Origin of the sequence: Chamaesiphon sp. VAR_48_metabat_135_sub (assembly GCF_031418915.1) — a bacterium.
Lineage (GTDB): Bacteria > Cyanobacteriota > Cyanobacteriia > Cyanobacteriales > Chamaesiphonaceae > Chamaesiphon.
In genome coordinates this window covers 1-23,803 of record NZ_JANOJV010000176.1, presented here as the reverse complement: position 1 = coordinate 23,803, position 23,803 = coordinate 1, and the positions used below count along the sequence as shown (strand labels likewise).

Genomic DNA, 23,803 nt, shown 5'->3' with positions numbered 1-23,803 from the left:
TCCGACAAAAGTATTATTTTCATGGGAAACTATACTTGATAGTAAGCCCGATACCATTCGACAAATCGCTGGACTCCAACTTCGATCGAGGTATCCGGTTTAAAACCAACGTCTGCTGTCAGATCCGATACATCGGCATAAGTAATCGGGACATCACCTGGTTGAATTGGCATAATATTTTTCTTGGCTTCGATGCCTAAAGCTTTCTCTAAAACTTCAATAAAATACATTAGTTCGATCGGTTGATTATTACCGATGTTATAAATACGGTAGGGAGCTTTACTAGTTGCTGGATCTGGTTCAGTCCCCGTCCAGTCAGGATTTGGTTCGGGTATTTTATGCATTACTTTAATAATTCCTTCGACAATATCGTCAACGTAGGTAAAATCTCTCTGCATTTTGCCGTAGTTAAATACATCGATCGGCTTACCTGCTAAAATCGCTTTAGTAAATAGCATCGGAGCCATGTCAGGACGACCCCAAGGGCCATAAACTGTAAAAAATCTTAAGCCTGTGGTCGGAATTTTATAAAGATGACTATAACTATGTGCCATCAATTCATTAGCTTTTTTGGTAGCTGCATACAAACTAATTGGATGATCGACATTATCATGAACTGAAAAGGGAATCTTGGTATTTGCGCCATAGACCGAACTAGAAGAAGCATAGACTAGATGTTTGATTTTATAATGCCGACAGCCTTCTAAAATATTGCCAAATCCAGTCAGATTGCTATCAATATAAGCACGCGGATTTTGGAGTGAGTAGCGAACCCCAGCTTGAGCACCTAAATTGATTACGCTCTCAAATTCATAGCGTTCAAATAATTGCTCGATTCCCTCTCGATCGGCCAGATCGATTTTATGGAAACTAAAATTATCTCGGTCTGTTAGTTTTGCTAATCTATCGTCTTTAAGTGTGACATCGTAGTAGTCATTCATATTGTCAATACCAACCACCTGACAGCCCTCATTCAACAATCTTTCACACACATGAAACCCAATAAATCCAGCCGCACCAGTCACTAAAATTCGCATACTATTTGTATTCTATCTATTGTTTATTTATTTACTGTTAGTCAAGAAATCTAACTATTCACTATTCACTTTTCACTTCCAACTTATTCTCCAACCATGCTTGAAACATCAAAATATGCCATAGCGAATAACACCTGTCGAATTCACCCGATAGATGTTCTGCCCATTGCTGACGAACAGCTCGGACATTAAAAAAGCCTTCCCGTTCGAGCCTAGCCTCGTCAAGGAGTGCTTCCGCCCAATCGCGTAGCTCATGACGCAACCAGAGATCGATCGGCACGCCAAAGCCCATTTTAGGTCGATCGATTAACGCTTGTGGCACATACTGGTATAGGACTTGACGCAACAACCACTTGCCTTGTCCATCGCGAACCTTCATCGATAGCGGTAGTTTCCAGGCAAATTCAACCACCCGTCGATCGAGAAATGGTACTCTGGATTCTAGACTGACACCCATTGCGGCTCGATCGACTTTCGCCAAAACATCATCTGTTAAGTAAGTCATCGCATCTGCGTACATCATTTGGTTGGTAAAATCCAATCGCTGGAGCCAGTCGGGTGGATTATTAATCACGGTGCTGGGTTCGCGGCTATTTAAAACTATTGCCTCTGGATTTTCCCAACTGGACATCATTTGAGAGTACAAATCTAGAGGCTGTTTGCTGTTAAGAAAATTAGCGAGAAGATGAACTCTAAAGCCCTGATGTGGTTGCTGTAAGCGAGGTACGACTTTGCCAATACCATTGACGATCTCATCCCAGCGATCCATTGGTACCGATAGCAACAACTTCGCATAAAACTGGCGCATTCCAGTTGGAATCCAACTAATTTTTTGCCAAATTTTCTGCGCGGTAAAGTAGCGGCTATAGCCGCAAAATAATTCGTCTCCAGCATCTCCAGACAAGCTGACAGTCACATGTTGACGAGTTAATTTCGACAATAAATAGGTGGGGATCTGTGATGAATCGGCGAATGGTTCATCGTATAAAGTTGGCAGTTGAGGAATCACCTCTAGCGCATCTTCAGGCGTAACATATAATTCCGTATGTTCCGTACCTAAATGTGCTGCAACCGCCTTAGCATATTCCGCTTCATTATATTTTTGTTCGGTAAATCCGATCGAGAAAGTTTTAATTGGGCGGGTTGATTGCGCCTGCATCAGGGCGACGACAGTAGAAGAATCGATGCCTCCCGATAGAAATGCTCCCAGCGGGACATCTGCCACCATTTGCTCGTTAATTGTCTCGCGTAATAGCTGGTCTAAATGGGCGATTCCTTCAGCGTCGCTACCCTGAAATGGATTACTAATCCCATCTAATACCGCTGCCTGTAAATCCCAATAGGGAATCGGTTGAGCTGCTTGGGGCTGACTGGCTGGTAAACTCACAATCGTCCCCTGTGGTAACTTACCAATCCCCTGGTAAATCGAGTGTGGTGCGGGAATATAGCCATGACGAACGAATAGAGCTAAGGCATCTCGATCGATCTCTCCTTGCCACTGAGGATGCGCTACGAGTGCTTTTAATTCCGAGCCAAATAGGAGTGTATCGCCTACCCAACCATAATAGAGGGGTTTTTCGCCCAGTCGATCGCGACCAAGATGTAAAACTTGCTCCTGGATATCCCACAAGGCAAAAGCAAACATCCCAATAAATCGCTTAACGGCGGCTGTCACGCCCCATTCAGTTATCGCCGCCAACATTACTTCCGTATCTGAATGACCGCGAAATTCATGCCCTAGCTCATTTAATTCCGCTCTAAGTACGCCAAAATTATAGATTTCTCCATTAAATACGATCGCGTACCGACCCGATCGAGACAGCATCGGCTGTGCGCCTTCTGGCGATAAATCCAGAATTGCCAAACGACGATGCCCCAAAGCAATACCAGCATTAGGATCGACCCAAATCCCACTACTATCTGGTCCCCGTAGCACCAAGGCATCGGTCATGGCGGTAATAATGCCATCACTCTGTTCCTGACTAAATTTAGAAGCGCGATGCCAATAACCAGCGATGCCACACATAAGCAATTAATGAGGGGGAGGGGGGAGCGGGGAGTGGGCTGTACCACCGTAGGGAGTGGGGGGGAGTGGGAGTGTGGGGGAGAATCAAGAGATCTACCGTTTCAAAATCACACTTGTATTCAGTATCACCAGGCTTCAGAAAGCAGGGCGGTTGAAAGGAAGAACTGGGTCGTTAAAATTTAAGGGTGGAACACTAGTATAGTTATTGTTCCCAATATTTAAATTTAAACATCCTTCTAGAAGATGTTTGAAGAGTCAATTTTGTTGCCAGAAAAATTCGATGTATAGCAACCGCCAGACTAGTTAGGACATCAGATCCAAAGGCTTCTTACGAGAAGCCTTTGGATCTAGCCTCTCAAACGTCCTAACCGCCCTAATGATTGCTATAGATGTCCAATTAACTACAACTTTCAACTAAATTCACCGCTTTTTCCGCGTGATGTATGCGTAGACGGGATCGGCAGGATCGCCCCAATCGCTGGCAAACAGTACCTTCTTCCCGTCGCGGTTGGGGACGCTGTGGGGTTGTCGTTCGTAGGCTTTGCTGGGAGAGTGATTTGGTTGGGCGAATTGTTCGATCGTACCACTACCATCGAGTTTGAGCGCGAATGTGCGATCGGGTGTTGTCTTGACAAGATCGGGCTGTTCGGGATCGATATCGCCTGCAAACTCGCTGACGTATACCCATCCAGGACGTTTTAAGTTACGGCAAGAGACGTGAATGTTATAGTTCGATTTGCTCGCTGGTAATAGTGTGGTCTTTTTGCCAGTTGAGTACTGAACCGATACGAGTGCTGGACTGGTATCGTCAGTCACGACAATCGCCTCGGCTCCCCTGGCATTAATACAAGTATCAAAATGCGATCCGCCCCGTTTAGACAACTGTCGCACAGATTTGAGCGAAGATCGATCGAGGAGATGAATTCCGCGCTGAACTCCTTGACCTTCCTGGTTATACTGGACGACTAGATATTTCCCAGATTGCGACATAGTAAGGTTATTAACCGTCGATTCATTGCCGTTGCTAATCGTTGTCCCATTGGGCTGAGTCTTGCGGGATGTGACTCGATTCTTGAACAGATCGTAGACGAGGAAATCGAGTTTGCCAGCTTTGACACCAACTAAGGCAGCATAGCGATCGTTATTACTGAGATTACCTTCCCACTCGCCAAAATGGATGAGATCGTATTCGCGAAACTTATGAAGTACGGTATAGTCGTTACCCTTAGTAACATTGAGTTTGACAAACTGATTGGTCTTGGCGATCGTCCCGTACATTAGTGCTGGATTGAGATTCGACCACACACCTTCTGATGGCTGACGCACCCAGCGGATAAATTTATAGGTACGACCATCTAACAGAGCCGCAGGATATTTATAATTGAGCAGCAAGTAAGATTCATCCGCATTCCACGGCTGATTCTTGGAATATAAATGTCGCAGCTCTGGCAGCTCTGAGCCAAATCTGGCGCGATCGGATACCCGCGTGACTGTCGTCCCAAAAATAGGATCGGCGACAGGCTGAAGGTATTCTGGTCGTGGTATCGAAATTCCTGTCGCTGTTTGTGCTGGTTGAGATTTTACCAGTTCGCCAATTGTATGACAGCCAGATAGTAAAATCCCAATCGCGCCTGAAAGTAATAGTGTAATTGAGTGGTGATGCATAAATTTGGTGTGGGTTACTTGCGACTGGGTGGTAATAGTCGCTGACTGTATCCCGATTCGATCGATGGTTGATTTCGGGCTGGTGGTAGAATCAATCGTCCATGCTCGGGTGCTTGTGCTGCTTGGAAACGATCGTGAGAGTACTTGTGATACCACTGTTGGTTGGTATTCATTGCTGCTAGCAAGGCAAACGTGCAGAGAATATACTTCTCTTCCAAAATGTCGTGGCTAAAGATGCCCCACAAACTCATAAATACGACAAAACATAGAATCCTAAAACCTGGTTCGCCGCGATTGCGCCAAGCAACAGCCCAGATCGCACCAGGCAGGATAATAAACCCTAGAATCCCATGATCTGCCATATAGAGCAGATACATATTGTGAGTGGATACTTCCGAAACAGTCCACTTGTGCGTCGATGCCAATCCATTCCCCCAAAATGGGTGATTGCCAAACATCAGCCAAGCATATCCGACAACTGCTTTACGCTCTTTTGCAGAATCATCTTCAAGGGAGGGATTTTGGAACTGCTCTAGTCGATCTACAACGTCCCAGCTTGCTCCCTCATTACCCCCAAAAAAGTCGGCAGCATTCTTGAGTGGATTTGTTAGTGCTAGTAGTAATACTAGCGATACTATCGATATCAGCACCGTCCGGCGTTTATCAGAAAGGACTCGGGCAATTGTGAGAAACAGCGCGCAGAGAGTCCAGCCTAAGAGTGAGCCGCGTGAAAATGTACAGGCAATCCCAGCACCAACAACCAACAGATACAACCACCGATGTTGTTTTTTGACAATATCGATTGTAAATATCAATCCTAGTACCAAAGCACAACCTGATTTGTTGGGATTAATATAAAATCCGCCAGGGCGACCGACGTTTAATTCTGTAAATACCTTAGGATTTAATAGTTCAAAAAAGTCGTTGCCGACCGACATCAGTACGACAGCTAATATCACATATTTAACATGCTTTAAAGATTTTTGTTCGTAGAGAGCATACATCATACAAAGAAAGGCAAGAGAAAGGACTCTCATCCTAATTTCTTTCATGGATGCTTCGTCACTACTGATCGTTGCCAATGATAGCATTGAGATAACGATATACAGTACCATCCAAATAATCAGTGGTTTAGGAATAGTTGCTATTTTTTTGATGAATGGCAGAGATAGAAAAATGAAAATCCCAATCCAGGCAAGTGGATTTAGCGGCAACATTGCCGTTGTATGAAGATAGTCGGGGAGATCTGAGAAAAATAGAAACGTAGCAACGATCGATAGAATATACTGATATCGATCTAAGAAAGTTTGTAATCCACTTTTTTTTGTTGCAAATTGAAAAAGAGTAATTGACATATTAGTTGTTCATCTTAAAATATCGATTTGAACCTTGATTTTCTATAATAGAGAACTAATGATTTTAATTAATTTAATGATTTTACGGCGATAGGCACGCTCTAACTAACTAACGATCTACAATACAGTTCAGACCCTGATGATGATGAATTGCTAAAGATTCGATCGTTTAACCAATAACAGTTAATTTCGATTTGCTTGGAATTGGTGAAATTGAATGCTGGATTGGGATGTAGTTGCACCGACCATCCTAGCTAGTTTTGACTCGATCGGACATCCGCTAAATGATGTAAAGTCAAAATTAGAGGTTAATTTCAATACACTTATGCTTTGAATAAAATTGAGTGCTGGTAGTAGGCGATCCGAGAGCTGGGGGATGCAGCGATCGAATAAATTAAAGACTTTTGACTATTGTGCAAATGTCTTATTCGTGCATTGCCATAACTTAGCTCGGTAGTCTTCGATACCATTTATCTCCTCCAATGTGGACGATCTCAGCATAAACTAATACAAATATATGATGATTGCTGGACTATCTTACCCATTTATCGGCATCCCCATATCATCGGCAGTCGATCGAGCAGATCTGGACTGCAGTTCACTTAGCTAGATATTTAGACCGCGCTTATTGAGAATTTATCTCTAAATATGTTAAAATCATCACAAATGGTAATACCAATGACTCTTTCCTAGTCAAGATGGGAAATGTCATTAATTTCCAACAAATCCAGGTATTAGGGACAGTCTGGCCGCCAATGCCGTTGCTATAAATATTAAGTTTTGAAGTCTCTCATTAGCAAATAAATGTCGATTAGTCAACTTTTGCAAACTCATCTAAACCAAAATCCTGCCGCGATTGCCGTCAAAGATGCGACAACAGAACTAACGTACCAACAACTAAATAGTCAAAGTAATCGGTTAGCGAACTATCTGCGCCAACAGGGAGTTGAGCCAGAAGTGCTAGTGGGGATTTATGCAGAACGCTCTGTCGATATGGCAATCTCTATTTTGGGAGTCCTGAAAGCTGGTGGAGCTTATATCCCATTAGATCCAGCTTATCCCAAAGAACGATTAGGCTCGATCCTCGAAGAGACACAACTACAAATAGTATTAACTCAATCACATTTAGCGGCAGACTTGGACGTTCGCGTAGCGTCTCTGAAGGAGAATCGAGAGCTAAATTTATTTTTGCTCGATACACAATGGGATAAATTAGCGAAAGTTAGTGAGGAATTAGCTCCAGCACAAACAACTCCAGATAATCTTGCCTATATCATGTACACCTCTGGCTCAACAGGGAAGCCCCAGGGTGTCGAGATTACCCTCGGTCAGGTTGAATGCTATCTCCAAGCTGTAAATGAAGTTGGGAAGATTCAACCTGAGGATGTTTATTTACTCTCAGCCTCTTTTTCCTTTTCTTCCTCGATCAGACAATTACTATTACCCTTATCTCAAGGGGCGAAAGTAGTAATTACTTCCAAAGAAAATACTACCAATTTACGTAGTCTACTGGAACTCATCCACACGGAAAACATTACTGTCTTCGATACGGTAGCCTCAGTCTGGAATTACTTACTCGTCAGCCTAGCTCAGATGGAGCAGGTACCAGGATCGCAGCTAACAGATTCCAAGATTAGACTGCTGATATTTTCAGGGGGATTGTTAACCTCTCAACTATTGAATCGGGTGCGCAGCCAGTTTCCACAGCCGCCGCAGATTGTCAATATTTATGGGCAAACCGAAACAATTGGCGTTTGTGCTTATCCGGTGCCTGAAGACTTCGATCTGGAAGATGGATATGCTCCTGTCGGATCTCCTTATTCACATAATCAACTATACATTCTCGACGATGAATTACAGCCAGTCTCAGTTACCCAAACAGGCGAATTACACGTTGCTGGAGCAAGTTTAGCACGAGGTTATTTGAACAATCCGCAATTAAACGAACGTAAGTTTATCCCTAACCCTTTCACCACCGATAACCAACAACAACGATTATACAAAACAGGTGACTTAGCACGTTATTTACCCGATGGAAATTTAGAAATTGTCGGTCGTCAAGATTTTCAGGTGAAGATTCGCGGGATGCGGGTAGAAATCGAAGAAATCGAAACCGTGCTGACACAATATCCCGATGTCCAACAAGCAGCAGTAGTCGGGAAGAAAAATCGATCTGGCGAGCAAATAATCGTTGCCTATATTGTCCCCAATTGCACCCAAATTAATATTAGCGATGTGCGATCGTATCTAAAGACAAAACTAACCGATTATATGATGCCATCGGCTTTTGAAATTTTGGATGCACTACCCCTCACACCTAATAATAAGCTCGATCGTAAGCGACTACCAGAACCCAGTCGCGAAAATTTTACTGTCGTGCAGCCGAACGACGAATTAGAGCTTCAGCTCGTCAAAATTTGGGAAAAAGTTTTAGATGTTCAACCGATTGGGATTAGCGATAATTTCTTCGACCTAGGTGGACATTCACTCCTGGCTTTATACTTGTTTGCCCAAATCGAGCAAATTTGGGGGAAACATCTCTCATGGGCAATTTTATTGCGGGCTTCTACAATTGCCGAGCTTGCCGATGTTATCCGTCAAGAAGAACATTCAGATACTTGGTCGCCATTAGTCCTACTGGGAATGGGTAACGAACATAAATCGCCATTATTTTGTATTCATCCCGTTGGTGGTACTTTATTTTGCTATTACGATCTAGTCAAAAAAATGGGTGAAGAGCGACCTATTTATGGACTCCAAGCACAAGGACTCGATGGTAAACAGCAGCCCTTAGATCGAATTGAAGATATGGCTAGTTGCTTTATCAAATCGATTCAAACCGTCCAAGCAAATGGGCCTTATTTACTACTAGGTTATTCGCTTGGTGGTGTGATTGCTTTTGAGATTGCTCGGCAACTAGCAGATTTAGGGCAAGAGATCGCTTTTCTCGGTTTATTGGACATTGAATCGCCCAATTTGAAGCAAGATAAATCGCTAGTGTTGCAAAAAATAAAATTCCATTTGGATAAATTTAAAAATCTCGAATTAAAAGAGCAAATAAAATATTTTTCAGATATGTTGTTAAGAAAACTACTGAGAAAAAAAGTAGATTATAAGGATTTAGTAGCTACAACAATATCCTCATCACCATTTCTCGAACAATTCACACCTGAATTGTCAAGTGTTTTAGCTTCTAGCTTGCAAGCGAGAAAAGATTATCAGCCTCAAGTCTATTCAGGCAATGCTACTGTTCTTTGGAGTGAATATCAAGACATCTATATCAACCAATATCCTAAATTGGGCTGGGAGAAGTTAATATCCGGAGCGATAGAAACTCAGTTTCTTCCTGGAGATCATCTTTCGCTGATGAAAGAACCCCATGTCCGAGTTGTTGCTGAAACATTGCGCTCTCACATCACTAAAGTCGCCGATTCTGCGGCGGCTCAGTACAATTAGTCGATACCATAATCCTATTTAATTTTCTATCGGTAACATTGAATTTGTAAGGGCGGGCATGAAGCACCGCCCTTTAGGGGTTAAGCTTCTCGTGTAGGATTGCGATGATAGCAAATTTAAGTTGAAGGTCGGAATAGCCGATTGTATTTGGGATGATATAATTGCGATCGAGTCGGTATTCGATCTTCATTAATTTGGGCTAATGCTGGGCTAATGATATACATCGTCGTGCGAACGAGGTTTTCTCTGGCGGTGATTGATGACATCTCGGTTAGGGGTACTACCCAGATTTGCTCGTCCTCCCAACCGACTCGAAAACAGATGGCTACGGGTGTCTGTGGTAGGTAATGTTGGAGTAATTGAGCTTGAGCTGTCTCCACATGCCGCGCGGCTAAATATAAGCAAAGACTCGACTGGTGGGCTGCTAAACTAGCTAAATCTTCCGTCGTCGGTACAGCAGAAGCTCTACCTGTCGGACGGGTGAGGATAATTGTTTGAACGATTTCTGGTACTGTAAGCTCGACTTGGAGTCTCGCCGCAGCAGCTTGAAAAGCACTAATCCCTGGTACTAGTTCTATCGCAATACCCGCCGCTTTGAGCGCGTGAATTTGCTCGCCGATCGCACTATACAGTGTCAGATCTCCCGAATGCAATCTTGCCACAGTTAAACCGGATTGCACTCGATCGACGATCGTTGCTAAAATTTGCTCTAGCGTTCGATCGCTAGTTTTGATAATCTCGGCATCCTGGCGCGTATCCTGCAAAATGCGATCGGGAATGAGTGAATCAGCATACAGAATCACATCAGCATTCGCAATAATTCTTTGCCCTTTGACAGTCAATAAATCGGGATCTCCAGGCCCCACACCAATAATATATACTTGAGTACCCGATCTTTTAATCCGACTATTTTCATCCATTTGTCTATTTTATCGTAATCTCAATTCTTACTTAGTCTACTCATATCTTGCGAAAATACATACTTACAAATTCAAGATGTGAGTAATGACAGCCTGCAATCCTAGTCAATATATTATTTTTCCGAACCCCGAACCCCGAATCCCGAATCCCCCTAAAACTAGCAACCTAAGTAATTACCTGAAGCTGAGAACCATTGCTGGTTTTATGCACTTCAATTCGAGTTTGGAAAGCTTCCCGAAATTGGGGCATATGGGTAACAGCTAAGATACAAGCAAAGTCAGCAGAAATAGCGTTGATAGCGGCAATTAATCGATCGCAACCTTCGCGATCTTGAGTACCAAATCCTTCGTCTACAATTAGCATTTGCAGCGGTGTACCTGCACGTTGAGAGAGAAGTTTGGCGAGGGCAAGGCGGATCGAGAAGTTAATCCGAAAGGCTTCACCACCAGAGTATGTTTCGTAGGATCTGGTACCATTGGCATCGCCGATAACAATATCTAATGTATCGATGAATTTGGCTGTTTTGATACTAGCTTTTTTAGTCCTGCTGCCTTTTGTGGCTTTTTGAGTAATAAATTGAACGTGAAATTGATTGTTGCTTAGTTTAGAAAGAATTTGATTGCTTTCTGCTTCTAATTGAGGGAGAATGTTTTCGATTACTAGGGCTTGAATCCCGTTTTTACCAAAGGCTTTAGCTAGTTCGTCATAAATTTTTTGCTGTTGTTTATAAGTATTTAGTTGCTCTTCTTGTGACCGCAGTTGTTCTTTAATATTATTTAATTGGGTCAGTTGTTGTTCTAGACTACCTAGGATCGAGAGGTTTGTATCTAGTTGTTGACGACGTTCGACTAACTGCTGTTCGATCGATCTAATTTTATCGTCATTATCGGGAATTTTAGCAATCTCGATACTAATCCGATCGATCTCTAATCTCGAACCCGCTCGATCGATTGAATTTTGTCGATCGTTAGTATTTAATAGTTCGATTCGATCGAGTAATTGGGGATAAGTTTTTTCTGCCTGTTGAACTTCTTGATATTCAAGCTGAATCGATTGTGATTCACGGAGATTAGTAGCGACTTGGTTGTGATAACTACGATCGTAGCCTAACTCTTGAATTTGGTTATCGATCTGCTGGAGTTCGATTTGTAAATCCGATTGGGTTTGCAGTTTATTAATATCTACTTCGATCTTGGTAATCTCGATCGTCAATCGATCTTTGCGTTCTATTAATTGCTGCTGTTTTCGTTCGGCATCATTAATCTTTTCCTGCTTTATTTCTGCCCACCGTAATTTATCCACATCACCGCGTGCGAGAGCGTGACTCTGTTCGCTATAGTTAGTTGCGGCTAATCGAGCTATTAATGCTTGCAATTGAGCTGCTAATTCACTGGCATAGCTTTTGGACTCGATTGCAATTTCTATTTGAGATTTCTCGATCGCAATTTCCTGAAGATTGACTTGAAATTCGGCGAGCGTATCTAATTGAGCTTGCAATTTTCCGCGTTGTTCGCGCAGACTTTCCGCACCAGCTAATTCTCGTTGAAGCTGCTGATATTCTGCTAGTAAAGCCTCACGTTCTTTCCCATACCGCGAGTGTTTTTCCTCTGCTGCCGAAATCTGCTGCTCGATATTTTCGCGTTCACTTTTGGCACTGGTTAACACATGTTCCCAATGATTTTTGTCTAAAGGTCGATCGCATAATGGACAACTGGCATCGGGAGTCTCTAATAACTCTAATTTCCGATCTAATTCTACTAATTGTCGCCGATAATTGCGGATATCCCCATCTAGCCGTTGCAGATTTTCCTTCTTGCCCAAACCCTTGTCTTCGATCCGCTTTTGATAAATTTTTTTATTTTCTAATTCAGTAATTTGAGTGTCTAGTAATTTTAATCGATCGACTAATTGAGGATGTTCGTCAGTTTTGATTTTTACTTGTCGCTCTCGCAAGATTAGCTCGTTTAATTTAGCCTGAATCTTGGCTGTCTCTCGATCGATCTTACCTTCTAATAGAATCCGCTCCTGTTGGAGAGGTAATACTTCGACTTGCAGCCGATCCAATTCCACCAAACGCTGACGACATACTTGCAATTGGGCGATTGCTTTTGTTACGTCTCCTGTTGTCGCCAAAATCTCAATTAATTCCTGCTCTTGCTGAATAACTAAAGTTAATTCCGCCTGACTTTTACCTAGCGTCAACTGAAACTCTTGCGTTTGCCGCTCCAACTGTTGCTGTAACTGCTGCTGCTTACTTCGAGCTTGCTGATGCAGATCGAATTGGCGATCGAGCACCTCTACCTGCTGCTGTAAGTCCAGGTATGCTTGATACGCGATCGAAATCTCAGCCGATCTATTTAATAAGCCATCCAAACGATTTTTATCGGTAGTAAGTACCTGAAGATCTGCTTGAATTTGAACGGCAGATTGAATCAATTCTCGATCGCGTTTTTGCTCCCAATTCAATTGTTGTTGCCAAGTCTCTCGCTGTCTGGCAATATTTTTAAAGACCTCTAATTCCTGCTTCTCGACAGCTTGTACCTGCTGCAATTGCGTAAGTTGGACTTTCACCTCATCCCGCTGCTGCGTAATCTCCTCGATCTGTTCTAACTGTAATCGATCCGCCGCCAAATTTTCTGTCAATATCTCCACTTGGAGCTTATACTGCTTCGCCGACTCCTTCGCTCGATCGGCTAATTGTTCGTATCGATCGAGCTTCAATAAATCTGCTAAGATTTGCTTGCGATCGGCTGGCTTTTTGAGCATAAACTCATCGGCTTTACCCTGACGTAAATAAGCCGAATTGATAAAAGTATCGTAATCAATTTTCAGGTAATCATCGATTAAGGCTTGAGTAGAGCGAATTCCCTTCTGAGTCAGCGTGCGAAATTGCCCGCCGCTCGTCTGAATCTGAAACTCCAATCCCCCACTCCCATCCCGTTGACGGGTGCGAATAATCCGACAAGTCTCCCCATGCATCCCAAACGTAAAATCCACCCGCACATCCATCGCACCATTACTAATCGCATCATCTTCACTGACAGCTCGACATTCCCCCCAAATTGCCCAGGTAATCCCTTCTAATAGTGAAGATTTCCCCGCACCATTTGCACCGCAAATACAAGCCGTATGCAGCCCTGTGAAGTCTAAGCTGGCTTCGGTATAGCTAAGAAAGTTTTTGAGTGATAGTTGCAGGGGAATCATCGGGTTATGGCGTAGGGAGTGGGGCTTTTGCTCCCTCCCTTTTATAAGGGGAGGGCTGGGGTGGGGTAAAGAACCTACGCATCAAGTCTAGCCAACTTGTTGATACACGGTAGGGTAGGGAGGGGGAGAATATACAAGACGAATCGTACCTCAATTGAGCAAAGCCGGATTTGCTTATCCAAGTTAGCCGATCTGCTGCGGGAGAACTTTCGATCGCAACTCTTATTTTAAGACACTTGTACTAACTTTAGGCTGATGCCAACAATATTAAGCACTGAAAAATTATCGTTCGACAGCTTGCAATCGAATAAGTATCATGTTATGATAGAGTTAGACAAAATTTTAAACAACTTTATGGCGCAGCGACTTAAAAGTTGGGAATCCCCCCGTAATGAAGGGAGAAATAATAAAGGTAAAGGTGGTTCGGCTCGTCAACGCCAACTCAAGAAACGCACTCAAATGCTACGGCAAAAACTCAAAGACCAGAGCAACGACAACCAAAACAGCCAAGGTCAAAATAAAAAGGGAGAGAATCATGATTCTCTCCCTTTTTATTTTGTTAGTATCACACCTTGCACTAAGAGATATTTACTGGACAAAATCGATCGGTACAAACTTACAATCCTAGTCCAGACGGTATTTTCCCGACACTTGATATCCGCCTATCTTCCTTACAGGGAGAGATAATCATCAATTATTGAGACTAATCTCTCGTCGTCACTTCTTCTCTCCCCAACACCGAATTCAGTGCCCAAACATGTTCTATTTCCATCTGTTGATGACTGCAAGTATCTTCCAACAGCTTGTGTTGAGACAAAGCTTTGCGGAGAGTGACGATTAACTGCTGCACGCGCTCTCTGACGATCGGATCTCGATCGGCAGTCATGATCGTTTGGCGTTCGAGAACTTGTAAAATTAGTTCGTAATGTACTAATGATGGTAATTTAATTCGATCCATAGATATGCCTTCACCCGATCCAGAATGGATGGGCGATGATTGAGGTGGGTAGATTGCCGCGAAATTTATGTTGCAAACAGATCGACGATTGCTTGTCCAGGATCGTCCTGCTTTACTAAGGATTCCCCGATTAGCACAGCACTAGCTCCAGCATCAGCTACTATTCTCAGATCTCTAGCCGTATGTAGTCCCGATTCACTGACAATTAAAATCCCTCGATCGAGCAATTCTTGTTTGCGTGAGGCTAAAAGTGTTTGTGTGGTGTGTAAGTCTACACTGAAATTTGTGAGATTGCGATTATTAATCCCAATTAGTTTCACATCACTCAATCCTAACACTCGATCGAACTCTTCCTCGGTATGGACTTCGATCAGCGCAGTCATTCCCAGCACCTCAACGATCTTGAGAAAATACTGAAGATCGCTATCTTCCAAAATCGCCGCAATCAACAACACCGCATCAGCACCATGAGCACGAGCATAGTAGATTTGGTAAGGATAAATCACGAATTCCTTACACAATAGCGGTAGATCTACTGCTTGACGCACAGCCACCAGATTCTCGAAACTACCTTGAAAAAATTTACTGTCAGTCAATACCGACAAACAAGTCGCACCACCACGCTGATAAGATTTTGCAATCTCCACAGCATCAAAATCTGCCCTAATTACCCCCTTACTCGGTGAAGCCTTTTTCACCTCAGCAATCAATGCTGGATGAGTTTTACCCTGCTTGAGAGCACCTAAAAAGTTTAATGGTGGTGCCATTGCCGCAACTCGCTTTTTCAGCTTGTCTAGGGGCATTTTGTCCCGCATGGGGGGAATTTCTCGTTCTTTATACCAGACAATTTCTTCGAGGATATGTTCGGGTTGAGAATCGGGAACTACAATCTGATACTCAAGTGGGCCAACATTTACGGATGAACTGGGGGGACGACGACGAATCTTCATTTAGGCTTTAGGCTTTATGTGTTAAGTTTGTAGGCTGGATCGGGCGAAACAAAACAATTTCCTTTACTATTACTCTAAGTCAAATTATGATATTTATCCCATCGAAATAGCCATGAATTAACAATAGCATTACTACGGAAAGTTCGGTCTTGTCTTTGTAGATACAGATATCTTAGCTCGATTTTAACCTTATATTATGGGTAGATAAAACCGATGGAATTGCGCTCGTTGGCTGTTGGATTATATTTACTCACGATCGCCATATCGATCTTGTTAATAGATCTACCTACTTATGCCGAACCGAATGCACCATCTCGTCTCGATTCAACCAACCGAGATCTACCGACTCAATCAAAAACTGTCGAAATTAAATCTCTGGGAGTAGAACCTGGAAAACCGCCTCTGCGCGTTTTACGGTTTGATATTACCCTCCGCAATCGCGATCGAAACCAACGTTGGTTTATATTTCCAGGCAGTATTCACCAAAAACGCTTGAATCCCAATTTAGAACGTATCGAAATTTTTGAAGCTGTCGCATATCAAGGGCAAGGTCAAGCGATCGTCGCTAATTTAAGGAGTAATCATAGTGCTAGTTTTTATGCTTTATTATTACCTGCAGGTGCAAAAATCAAGTTGCGCAATTTCAAAATCTCAGATTGGGGAGCAGACTATTGGGGACAACATCAACAGCCATTACCAATCCAATTTTTCACTACCAGTAATCTGACGATCGCTGGCAAACCCGCAGCAGAATATCTCAACAGAAGTTTAATAAGTAGTATCAAAGCAGATGTAGATGTATCCGTCAGAAATCGAGTAATCAATCCAAATAGCAAGAAAACACAGGAATTCGATTATGACATCGTTCTAGCTCGTCAAGAAATAGCGACTCCCACCGTTCTTGTTGGGCAAGAAACGATCGAGTTATCGGTACCAATTTATGATGGTTTCGATCGATCTCAATAATTGAAGTAAATAAAATTAATTCAATTTTTTGAAGCCTAACTTCTAAAGATTTGACACAATTCGATTGCGTGAATTTGTAGAGTAGAGGTAGTTTCAGCACCTCGTTTGAGGTTGAATTCTAAGTCTAGTAACTTTGGTAGACTGGCTGCAAGTCGATCGGCGGTGGTAGATTGGAGTTCTTGCTTGATGAAAAATAGGCGTTTGGGGTTCCCCAGTCCGGCGGTGGTGGCAATAACTCGATCGTCTTTTTCTCCGGCTTCTAGGAGCATTTTCACCCACAGCCAGGTGCGAAATTGACCAACGAGGGTAGCGACTATTTTTAAGGCGGGTTCGTTGTGGTTAATTAATTCGGTAATTAGATGCAGAGCGGTACCGACATCGCCTTGACGAATGGCTGCGGCTAGTTGGAGACTGTTTTGAGTATTGGCAACTACCAGACTGGCTACCATCACTCGATCGATCTGTTGTCCTTCACCACCTGCTAGGAGTTGTAATTTATCTAATTCTAGGTACAGTTGGCGGGTATTATTCCCAACTGATTCGGCGACGAGTTGAACTGCATCTGGAGTTAATTTTAATCCTAATTCTTTGGCGACAATCTGCACCCGTTGGCTGAGTTCTTCTGTTTTCCAAGGTGGAATCAGACCAAATTCCTGGACGTTAGCATATTTCTGAATTGTTTTCGTCGATTTGAGTCTACCATCTGGTTTGTTTTTGCTAGTCAGGAGCAGGACAGTAGTCGCTGGAATTTGGGGTAATGTTCGTTCTAATTCAGCGAGTAATTGCTCCGAACATTGCTGCATCAAATTAGTATCTGCTAGCCAAACTAAACGTTTTCCCGTACCGAAGGGCGGAGTCATGGCTGAATCTAATGCTGCAACTGCTGCGTTTTCTCGATCGGGTAAAACCTTTTCATAGTTAAAACTCGTCCAAGCCGGATCGAGTGAAGATTGTTGAATTGCTGTGACTGCTTTGGCGATCGCAAAGTCATCATCACCCCAATATAAAATTACTGTCATTTAATTAGTCGATAGTGAATGGTGGATGGTGAATTGAATATTTTCAGCTTTTACCTATTTTAATCATCATCAAACGATCGAGCAGAAGATGCATGTTCATTAGATATTAACCGATTGGCAATACCTTTGCATCCACCAGGAATAGTTTGTCGAGATTTATCACCACACCAAGCACAACAGTATTCGCGTTGTTCTTGGGACATACGCCGCACATTTGTAAAGTCAACGTCTTCGATTACAGCACCGCTAAATTCACCCGTAATATAATTGGGAGATCGATCTGAAACGCGGGGGCTAGCTAGTTCGATATCGCCATAAAAAAATCGAGTACCTTTGATATCTGCACTGTTTAAGTCAGCTTGATACAAAATAGTTCTGGCTAAATTAGCTTTCAATAAATTGCATTCACTTAAATTAGTCCGAATTAAATTAGCATCACTGAGATCTGTCCAGCGTAAATCGGTTTGAGAAATATCTGTTCCGGCTAACATCACCCCCAGATTGATGACGCGAACGCCAGAGATCCGGTCTTCATCATAACCGCCATTGCCATTCAAAATCACTCGTCCCAATCGTCGATCTCGTTGTAGTGGTGTTAGCAATTTAGAGCGGGATAGAAAGCGAATAACTCTGGCTTTCCCTGCGGCATTTACACTACCTAATAAAGCCCCAGTTCGCCCGACGGCAAATGCCCGTTCTTGCGGCCAATCTTCCAGAAATCCATCATCATCTAATACTAGATCGGAAATCCCCTGAAAATAATTATCGATAGTTTGTTGTTGCGTGATAATATTTTGTTGAAGATTGAGACGATTTTGTTCGATCGTCAAATCGCGAGAAACAATATATTGTCGCCATGAAACAAATGCGGCTAAAGTCGCAATTGCTGTCTGTCCGAGCGCGCCCCCCCATAAACCCAAAGCACCAACGGCACTCCAATCTGTTCCCGCAGATAAACCACCAACATAGTTAAAAAATCCACTGATTTTCAGCAAATTAACAACAACCACCACCATCGTAATTGTGGTAACTAACCGCAGTTGCTGCACTGAAGAAATAGATTTCGGTAGTTTGTGGCGGATACCTCGATAAATGATCGGTACCGATAGTCCCAAGGCGATCGCACAACCTGCTATAGTCAGACCAGTATTCTTAGACCATAGTCCACACCCGATCGCGATAATTCCTAATAGATTTAACCAGATTTTCATATAATCTAAAATAGCCTACTACGATCTGGCAACATCTTCAAGTCTTTGGGATCGAAGAATCGCCATCATCTCGACATTTTACGCAATCCGCAAACATCGATTTGATGATGCTTTAGCGATATCAACTTTACTAAAAAACGATCGGGAAGATTTGATTCACAAAGCCGTAGGCTGGGTGCTGCGAGAAATTGGCAAGCGAAATCCAGCGGTGGAGCAAACTTTCTTGCACGAGCATTACAAAGACATGCAACGCACCATGCTCTGGTACGCAATCGAAAAGTTTCCAGAACAAGAGCGAAAACAGTATTTAAAAGGTGCAATCTAAACTGCACCACTAGCCAAATTTACTCAAATATGAGCTGTTAAGACGATCGTCAGCATACTAGATATACTTTGCACGGTCACAAATCTGAGAGCTTCATTAAACTCTTACATCCCCTTTACCCGAACAGCGCAAGCAATGCCTGTGGAAAGTAGATTACTCCCGTCAATGGTGCAGGCGCAGACATATCTGTCGGCAAGAAAATCCGCGCACTCACAGCAACTAGCGCGAAGAGGAACACCATCACAATTAGGAGAGGAGCGATATTTTGGCGTAAAAAGGTCATAGGATCTAATTTAGACTAGATCGAAATAATAACAAATTACTGCAAATCCTGTGGCAATCGCTGTAATGGCGATCGCGATTGCTGGATGTTGTCCTTGGGAGATCGCAAAAGATGTGACTACTCCAGCACCCACAGCAGCAGGCATAACGATGTCAAATAAAGTATGTCCCGATCTATTCTTGTACATTACTTTTAGGGGGTTGAGTGATTGTTGGTACTATGAGATTTACTTAAATATTTCTCAGCAGCTTATCACTCGATCGAATCGTTGCCATCCCAATTATGAGATTTTGCAATTAATGTTGACAAACTCACATCTTGCACGATCTGGCTCGATCCCCAGTTCTGTTAGGGGAAAGCGGGGAGAAACACACTCACCATCAGTTCTTTCCCCTAATCTAGTACTGAGCGGCTGAAATAAAGCCACCATTTAGTCCTTGTTCTAATCACTCTCCCCGCTCCCCGCTTTTACGAAATAGTAATGTTATTTACGCCACCGAGTACTAGTCGATTGTAAGTATGTACTGATTCAAGATGTGAGTAAATTAGAAATCGGAGATCGACTTTACCATGACTTCCATCGGGACTATGTTAACAATTCGAGATCCGATCGAGTACCAATCTGAACCACGACAATCCCCTCACAGGTGCGTTTAATCAATCCACCGAGGACTTTACCAGGGCCGACCTCGATCGCCTGTTGAATGCCTAATTCGGGCAACTGGAGCGATATTTCTCGCCACCGCACCGAACCAGTAATCTGCTTGTCGATACGTTCTTTCAATTCACTCCCGTTCGTGGCTGCTGTCGGAGCAACATTAGATAGTACAGGGATTTTGGCATCGTGGAATACAATCGGCGCGAGTAATTTCCCAAACTCGGTAGCGGCCGTCGCCATCATCGGTGAATGGAATGCACCAGAGACTTTCAGCGGAATTGCCCGTTTTAGTTTAATTTTAGTAACTACCGCTGCAATCCCCTCGGCAGTGCCGGAAATGACAGCTTGGGCGGAACTGTTATCATTAGCGAGGACGACACCTTCAGTTTCAGCAATGGCTGTTTCTAGTTGCACTCGATCGAAACCTAATAAAGCTGTCATCCCGCCTTCGGAAGCTAGATCCATCAATTCGGCGCGACTTTTGACTAGTTGTAATCCCGTCTCAAAATCGAATACTTCAGCAGCATAGAGAGCGACAAACTCACCCAAACTGTGTCCAGCAACAGCATCGGGTTTCAATCCGCATTGTTTGAGTAGATCTACTAAAATACATTCAATTACATATAGACATGGTTGAGTATAGCGAGTATTGCCTAACTTTACTTCGTCATTCTGGCAGATATCGATTACCGACCAACCGAGAATTTCAGCAGCTCGATCGAATCTTGCTTTCGCTGAATCTATTGCTAATAAGTCTACTCCCATGCCGAGAACTTGCGATCCTTGTCCGGGAAATACCCATGCGGTTTTCATAATTAGGGGGTGTGGAGAGTGTGGCAGTAATAGTATCTATGCATTGGTGCAAGATGTGAGTTATTTAGAGTTTTCCGTCTCGATCTGATTTTGGTAAGAATCGATCGTATTCTGGAATTTTCAGGAAGCCTTCAGCTTCAACTATTACTGGTATTCCATATTTTATCCCGATCGTGGCAACTTCTGTCGCTGTGAGACTGCCAGTTGCGGCGAGTTGCCACGATAATTCTTGTAATAGCGATTTGTTAGAGGATAATAATTCTCTGGTTTCTGATACCATCCGCGTAATCATTTTCTCGACATCGATATCTGTGGCTTTCATTTCCATACTGTGACCATATTCGAGGGTATAGTTAGCCTGAAATCCATCATCAAAACCATAGCGACGAATATAATCGGTTGTAATTTTAGTAGCTTGTTCGCGATCGTGAATGCGTCCGACTGAAGCTAATTTATCTCCAAATATAATTTCTTCAGCAATCCCACCTGCTAAATAAATTTTGATTTGGCGAATTAGATTTTCCTTGGTTTCATAAATCTGATGGGGGAAGGTAAAACCGCCAGCATAACTACTTGCTAACTTAGATTTGAGTTGTAATGGTGCTAATGCAAATAGCACCATATAAGCTACCGCATGACCGGATTCATGTACGCTAATATTGGCAATCGTTGCTTCCAGATTACTCTCACGAATTTTGTCGATTCGCCCAACAAAGGGAATTTCTTCTAATCGATCGCCAATCTGAGCAGTAATTTGAGATTTGTCGAAACTATAGGCAATATCGATTTGTTTCTCGTGACGTAATAAAGTGGTAAATAAAAACTTTGACAGGTTTGTTTCGAGGATATCAATCAGACTAGAAAAGACTGGACGTACTCCCTGGACGGGGAATACCCCATTTCGATAGACTAATTCGCGGATCGATCGATCCACATTGACATCTACATCAAATTTAGTTTTAGTGGTGGTGATAATGCGATCGATCTCATGCTCGATTAGTTTCTCAAAGTCACATTTTTTGAGACTGGCATAAATTAGATGGATATTCCCAAATCTGGCGACTTGTTCGGGACGAAAGCTTTTACTTAGGGCATTTTTGATATCCACCATCGTAATTTTCTTGGTGAAGGCATGAAAAATATCTGCATCCACATCAGACTCAGCAATTTGTGTCGCCATTGAAAAAGCTTCGTCCAAATTACCACTAATTATTAGTAGCGTCTTGGAATGATCGATCGGTTCGTAAACTTTCTTCTTTTGTTTGGCTTGACGAATTTGTTCGATCATCTGCATCTGAGACATATCGGCAATATCTGATATTTCGCCATCTAGTTGCAACATCGACTTGAGATTTTGCGCCTCATAAAAACCCATCGTCGGATTTTCGTCTACATCTTCTTCGCCGCGTTCTTTCCGTTTCTTGATATTTTTCTGTTGATATAAGTAGTCCTGAATATAATAGTCCAGATCGTCTTTAACTCGTTTCGATAATTTCCCGTCGCTCAATAGCTCCCAAAAGTCAGTAAACTTCGATGACTGAACTGGACTACCATCAGGATTAATCGTATTGAAACGTTGGATTTCATCGAATAAAACCATCGCTGGCTTCCCATCGCTAATGCCATTTCGATTTAGTGCAGATCCAACCGAACTATCCCAAGAACTTCCTTCAGTATGACTGAGTTCAATTTCAACAAACCGATCCTGAAAATTTAAACATTTAACCAGTCGCCGTACTAAATCTGTCTTGCCTACCCCAGTCATTCCCCACAAATTAACGATAATTGGGCGGCTCAAAATCTCTGGCATCAAATACCAAATCTGAATATAATTGAGCAAATCATCAATGGTTTCATCAATTCCCACAAAGTGAGTTTTAAGTTCGATTCGCGTAGTTTCTAATATTTGTTTCCGCGCTTCAATCTGTTGAAAATCAACTTCCATAATCTAGGCTTTAGGTTTTAGGCTTTAGGCTATAAATTTTCACATTGGGTTGAACAAGTGATGAATCCAACAATTCAGCCAGTCACTTTCAACTTTCAACTTTCAACTTAATTACCCCCATTTAAAGATCGCTGCACCCCAACTTAAACCAGCACCAAAACCAGAGGTCGCAATCGTGTCGCCGGATTTAATTTTACCAGATCTGACCGCTTCATTTAAGGCGATCGGAATGGAAGCCGCCGAAGTATTCCCATACTTAGCGACATTACTAATTACTTTCTCTGCAGGGATATGTAGACGTTCGGCAACAGCATCCATGATCCGTTGATTGGCTTGATGTAAAATTAGCCAGTCAATATTATCACTGGTAAGATTGGCATGATGAATCACTTTGTCAATCGCATCTGGTACGCGATCGATCGCAAACCGATAGACTTCCTTGCCATTCATCGTAATGTATTGATACTTGCCTTTGGTGAGAACGACACCAGGAATTAATTCGCTTAATTCAGGTTTGAAAGCAAGATTCAGGCAAGCATTTTTAGTACCATCACTGCGAATTTCAAACCCTAATAATCGATCGACATTTTCGGTAGCTTGCATCAATACCGCCCCCGCACCATCACCGAATAGTACGCAGGTATTGCGATCGCGCCAATCCACCCACCGCGATAAGAGATCGGCACCGATCACTAGAATATTCTGATAGACACCCGATCGCAAGAATTGCGCCGCTGTCACCATTCCAAACACAAATCCCGAACAAGCTGCTGTCAAATCGAAAGCCACCGCCTTAGTCGCGCCTAACTGAGCCTGAATCTGACAAGCAGTGCCAAATAAATCTTCCGATGAAGAAGTTGCCAATATTATCATATCGACATCGGTAGCAGCCACACCTGCCATGTCTAGAGCCTGCTGTGCTGCTTGAGTCGCCAAACTAGCCAATGACTCGTTCGCGTTGCTAATGTGCCGTTGACGAATCCCCGTGCGGCTAGAAATCCATTCATCGGA

General features: G+C 42.9%; 17 protein-coding genes and 2 pseudogenes. 4 read left to right on the top strand and 15 right to left on the bottom strand.

The annotated features are described in order from the left end of the window. Nucleotides 1-29: 29 nt before the first annotated feature. The 4 genes from RMO55_RS13065 to RMO55_RS13050 form a co-directional block, all read right to left on the bottom strand. The gene (locus RMO55_RS13065; protein WP_310427141.1) at nt 30-1,037 is read right to left on the bottom strand and encodes an NAD-dependent epimerase; all 1,008 of its coding nucleotides are present in this window, start codon (nt 1,035-1,037) and stop codon (nt 30-32) included. Between the two features lie 61 nt (nt 1,038-1,098). Beyond that, a complete protein-coding gene (gene asnB / locus RMO55_RS13060) occupies nt 1,099-3,063 on the bottom strand; it encodes an asparagine synthase (glutamine-hydrolyzing) (RefSeq protein WP_310427140.1) in 1,965 nt (654 codons plus the stop codon). Nucleotides 3,064-3,483: 420 nt separating this feature from the next. After that, the gene (locus RMO55_RS13055) at nt 3,484-4,728 is read right to left on the bottom strand and encodes a hypothetical protein (protein WP_310427138.1); all 1,245 of its coding nucleotides are present in this window, start codon (nt 4,726-4,728) and stop codon (nt 3,484-3,486) included. Nucleotides 4,729-4,742: 14 nt separating this feature from the next. Further along, the gene (locus RMO55_RS13050) at nt 4,743-6,083 is read right to left on the bottom strand and encodes an O-antigen ligase family protein (RefSeq protein WP_310427136.1); all 1,341 of its coding nucleotides are present in this window, start codon (nt 6,081-6,083) and stop codon (nt 4,743-4,745) included. Between the two features lie 804 nt (nt 6,084-6,887). Here RMO55_RS13050 and RMO55_RS13045 point away from each other — a divergent pair. Further along, nucleotides 6,888-9,539 (top strand): amino acid adenylation domain-containing protein, encoded by a 2,652-nt coding sequence (locus RMO55_RS13045; RefSeq protein ID WP_310427134.1) that lies wholly within the window; start codon nt 6,888-6,890, stop codon nt 9,537-9,539. A 116-nt stretch (nt 9,540-9,655) separates the two neighbouring features. Here the strand turns inward: RMO55_RS13045 and cobM are convergent, their stop codons facing one another. Then, complete coding sequence (cobM, locus tag RMO55_RS13040; protein ID WP_310427133.1) at nt 9,656-10,459, bottom strand: precorrin-4 C(11)-methyltransferase; 804 nt, start codon at nt 10,457-10,459, stop codon at nt 9,656-9,658. Nucleotides 10,460-10,625: 166 nt separating this feature from the next. Continuing rightward, the gene (gene sbcC / locus RMO55_RS13035) at nt 10,626-13,664 is read right to left on the bottom strand and encodes an exonuclease subunit SbcC (RefSeq protein ID WP_310427131.1); all 3,039 of its coding nucleotides are present in this window, start codon (nt 13,662-13,664) and stop codon (nt 10,626-10,628) included. A gap of 354 nt (nt 13,665-14,018) precedes the next feature. Here sbcC and RMO55_RS22270 point away from each other — a divergent pair. After that, nucleotides 14,019-14,222: pseudogene (locus RMO55_RS22270) on the top strand (hypothetical protein); the annotation flags it as partial. Between the two features lie 145 nt (nt 14,223-14,367). On the opposite strand, the gene RMO55_RS13025 reads toward RMO55_RS22270, so the two are convergent. Together RMO55_RS13025 and trpC are read right to left on the bottom strand one after the other, a co-directional pair. Then, on the bottom strand, nt 14,368-14,622 hold the full coding sequence (locus tag RMO55_RS13025; RefSeq protein WP_310427127.1) for a DUF5340 domain-containing protein: 255 nt from the start codon (nt 14,620-14,622) through the stop codon (nt 14,368-14,370). A 65-nt stretch (nt 14,623-14,687) separates the two neighbouring features. Further along, on the bottom strand, nt 14,688-15,572 hold the full coding sequence (gene trpC, locus RMO55_RS13020) for an indole-3-glycerol phosphate synthase TrpC (RefSeq protein WP_310427125.1): 885 nt from the start codon (nt 15,570-15,572) through the stop codon (nt 14,688-14,690). A 213-nt stretch (nt 15,573-15,785) separates the two neighbouring features. On the opposite strand from trpC, the gene RMO55_RS13015 reads away from it, so the two are divergent. Beyond that, a complete protein-coding gene (locus tag RMO55_RS13015) occupies nt 15,786-16,538 on the top strand; it encodes a hypothetical protein (protein WP_310427124.1) in 753 nt (250 codons plus the stop codon). Between the two features lie 35 nt (nt 16,539-16,573). Here RMO55_RS13015 and holA read toward each other — a convergent pair whose 3' ends face one another. Together holA and RMO55_RS13005 are read right to left on the bottom strand one after the other, a co-directional pair. After that, nucleotides 16,574-17,557, bottom strand: coding sequence for a DNA polymerase III subunit delta (holA, locus tag RMO55_RS13010; protein ID WP_310427123.1), 984 nt, complete (start codon nt 17,555-17,557; stop codon nt 16,574-16,576). Nucleotides 17,558-17,616: 59 nt separating this feature from the next. Then, nucleotides 17,617-18,768, bottom strand: coding sequence for a pentapeptide repeat-containing protein (locus tag RMO55_RS13005; RefSeq protein ID WP_310427121.1), 1,152 nt, complete (start codon nt 18,766-18,768; stop codon nt 17,617-17,619). 19 nt (nt 18,769-18,787) lie between these two features. Here RMO55_RS13005 and RMO55_RS13000 point away from each other — a divergent pair. After that, nucleotides 18,788-19,093: pseudogene (locus RMO55_RS13000) on the top strand (DNA alkylation repair protein); the annotation flags it as partial. A 115-nt stretch (nt 19,094-19,208) separates the two neighbouring features. Here RMO55_RS13000 and RMO55_RS12995 read toward each other — a convergent pair. From RMO55_RS12995 to RMO55_RS12975, 5 genes are all read right to left on the bottom strand, one after another. After that, nucleotides 19,209-19,376: a hypothetical protein gene (locus RMO55_RS12995; protein WP_310427120.1), complete on the bottom strand. Its 168-nt coding sequence runs from the start codon at nt 19,374-19,376 to the stop codon at nt 19,209-19,211. 10 nt (nt 19,377-19,386) lie between these two features. After that, nucleotides 19,387-19,563 carry a hypothetical protein gene (locus RMO55_RS12990; protein WP_310427119.1) on the bottom strand — a complete coding sequence of 59 codons (177 nt, stop codon included), beginning with the start codon at nt 19,561-19,563 and terminating at the stop codon, nt 19,387-19,389. A 399-nt stretch (nt 19,564-19,962) separates the two neighbouring features. Then, nucleotides 19,963-20,847: an ACP S-malonyltransferase gene (gene fabD, locus RMO55_RS12985; RefSeq protein ID WP_310427118.1), complete on the bottom strand. Its 885-nt coding sequence runs from the start codon at nt 20,845-20,847 to the stop codon at nt 19,963-19,965. Between the two features lie 64 nt (nt 20,848-20,911). Next, nucleotides 20,912-22,792 carry a hypothetical protein gene (locus tag RMO55_RS12980; protein WP_310427116.1) on the bottom strand — a complete coding sequence of 627 codons (1,881 nt, stop codon included), beginning with the start codon at nt 22,790-22,792 and terminating at the stop codon, nt 20,912-20,914. Between the two features lie 111 nt (nt 22,793-22,903). After that, nucleotides 22,904-23,803 (bottom strand): beta-ketoacyl-ACP synthase 3 (locus tag RMO55_RS12975; RefSeq protein WP_310427114.1); only part of this gene is annotated, 900 nt, incomplete at its 5' end.

What these genes read in the sequence shown, in the direction of transcription:
- RMO55_RS12995 (WP_310427120.1), bottom strand. Translation starts at nt 19,376, where the DNA reads ATGACCTTTTTACGCCAAAATATCGCTCCTCTCCTAATTGTGATGGTG.
- RMO55_RS13045 (WP_310427134.1), top strand. Translation starts at nt 6,888, where the DNA reads ATGTCGATTAGTCAACTTTTGCAAACTCATCTAAACCAAAATCCTGCC.
- RMO55_RS12990 (WP_310427119.1), bottom strand. Translation starts at nt 19,563, where the DNA reads ATGTACAAGAATAGATCGGGACATACTTTATTTGACATCGTTATGCCT.
- fabD (WP_310427118.1), bottom strand. Translation starts at nt 20,847, where the DNA reads ATGAAAACCGCATGGGTATTTCCCGGACAAGGATCGCAAGTTCTCGGC.
- asnB (WP_310427140.1), bottom strand. Translation starts at nt 3,063, where the DNA reads ATGTGTGGCATCGCTGGTTATTGGCATCGCGCTTCTAAATTTAGTCAG.
- RMO55_RS13055 (WP_310427138.1), bottom strand. Translation starts at nt 4,728, where the DNA reads ATGCATCACCACTCAATTACACTATTACTTTCAGGCGCGATTGGGATT.
- RMO55_RS13015 (WP_310427124.1), top strand. Translation starts at nt 15,786, where the DNA reads ATGGAATTGCGCTCGTTGGCTGTTGGATTATATTTACTCACGATCGCC.
- RMO55_RS13065 (WP_310427141.1), bottom strand. Translation starts at nt 1,037, where the DNA reads ATGCGAATTTTAGTGACTGGTGCGGCTGGATTTATTGGGTTTCATGTG.
- RMO55_RS12980 (WP_310427116.1), bottom strand. Translation starts at nt 22,792, where the DNA reads ATGGAAGTTGATTTTCAACAGATTGAAGCGCGGAAACAAATATTAGAA.
- cobM (WP_310427133.1), bottom strand. Translation starts at nt 10,459, where the DNA reads ATGGATGAAAATAGTCGGATTAAAAGATCGGGTACTCAAGTATATATT.
- RMO55_RS13025 (WP_310427127.1), bottom strand. Translation starts at nt 14,622, where the DNA reads ATGGATCGAATTAAATTACCATCATTAGTACATTACGAACTAATTTTA.
- holA (WP_310427123.1), bottom strand. Translation starts at nt 17,557, where the DNA reads ATGACAGTAATTTTATATTGGGGTGATGATGACTTTGCGATCGCCAAA.
- trpC (WP_310427125.1), bottom strand. Translation starts at nt 15,572, where the DNA reads ATGAAGATTCGTCGTCGTCCCCCCAGTTCATCCGTAAATGTTGGCCCA.
- RMO55_RS13050 (WP_310427136.1), bottom strand. Translation starts at nt 6,083, where the DNA reads ATGTCAATTACTCTTTTTCAATTTGCAACAAAAAAAAGTGGATTACAA.
- RMO55_RS13005 (WP_310427121.1), bottom strand. Translation starts at nt 18,768, where the DNA reads ATGAAAATCTGGTTAAATCTATTAGGAATTATCGCGATCGGGTGTGGA.
- sbcC (WP_310427131.1), bottom strand. Translation starts at nt 13,664, where the DNA reads ATGATTCCCCTGCAACTATCACTCAAAAACTTTCTTAGCTATACCGAA.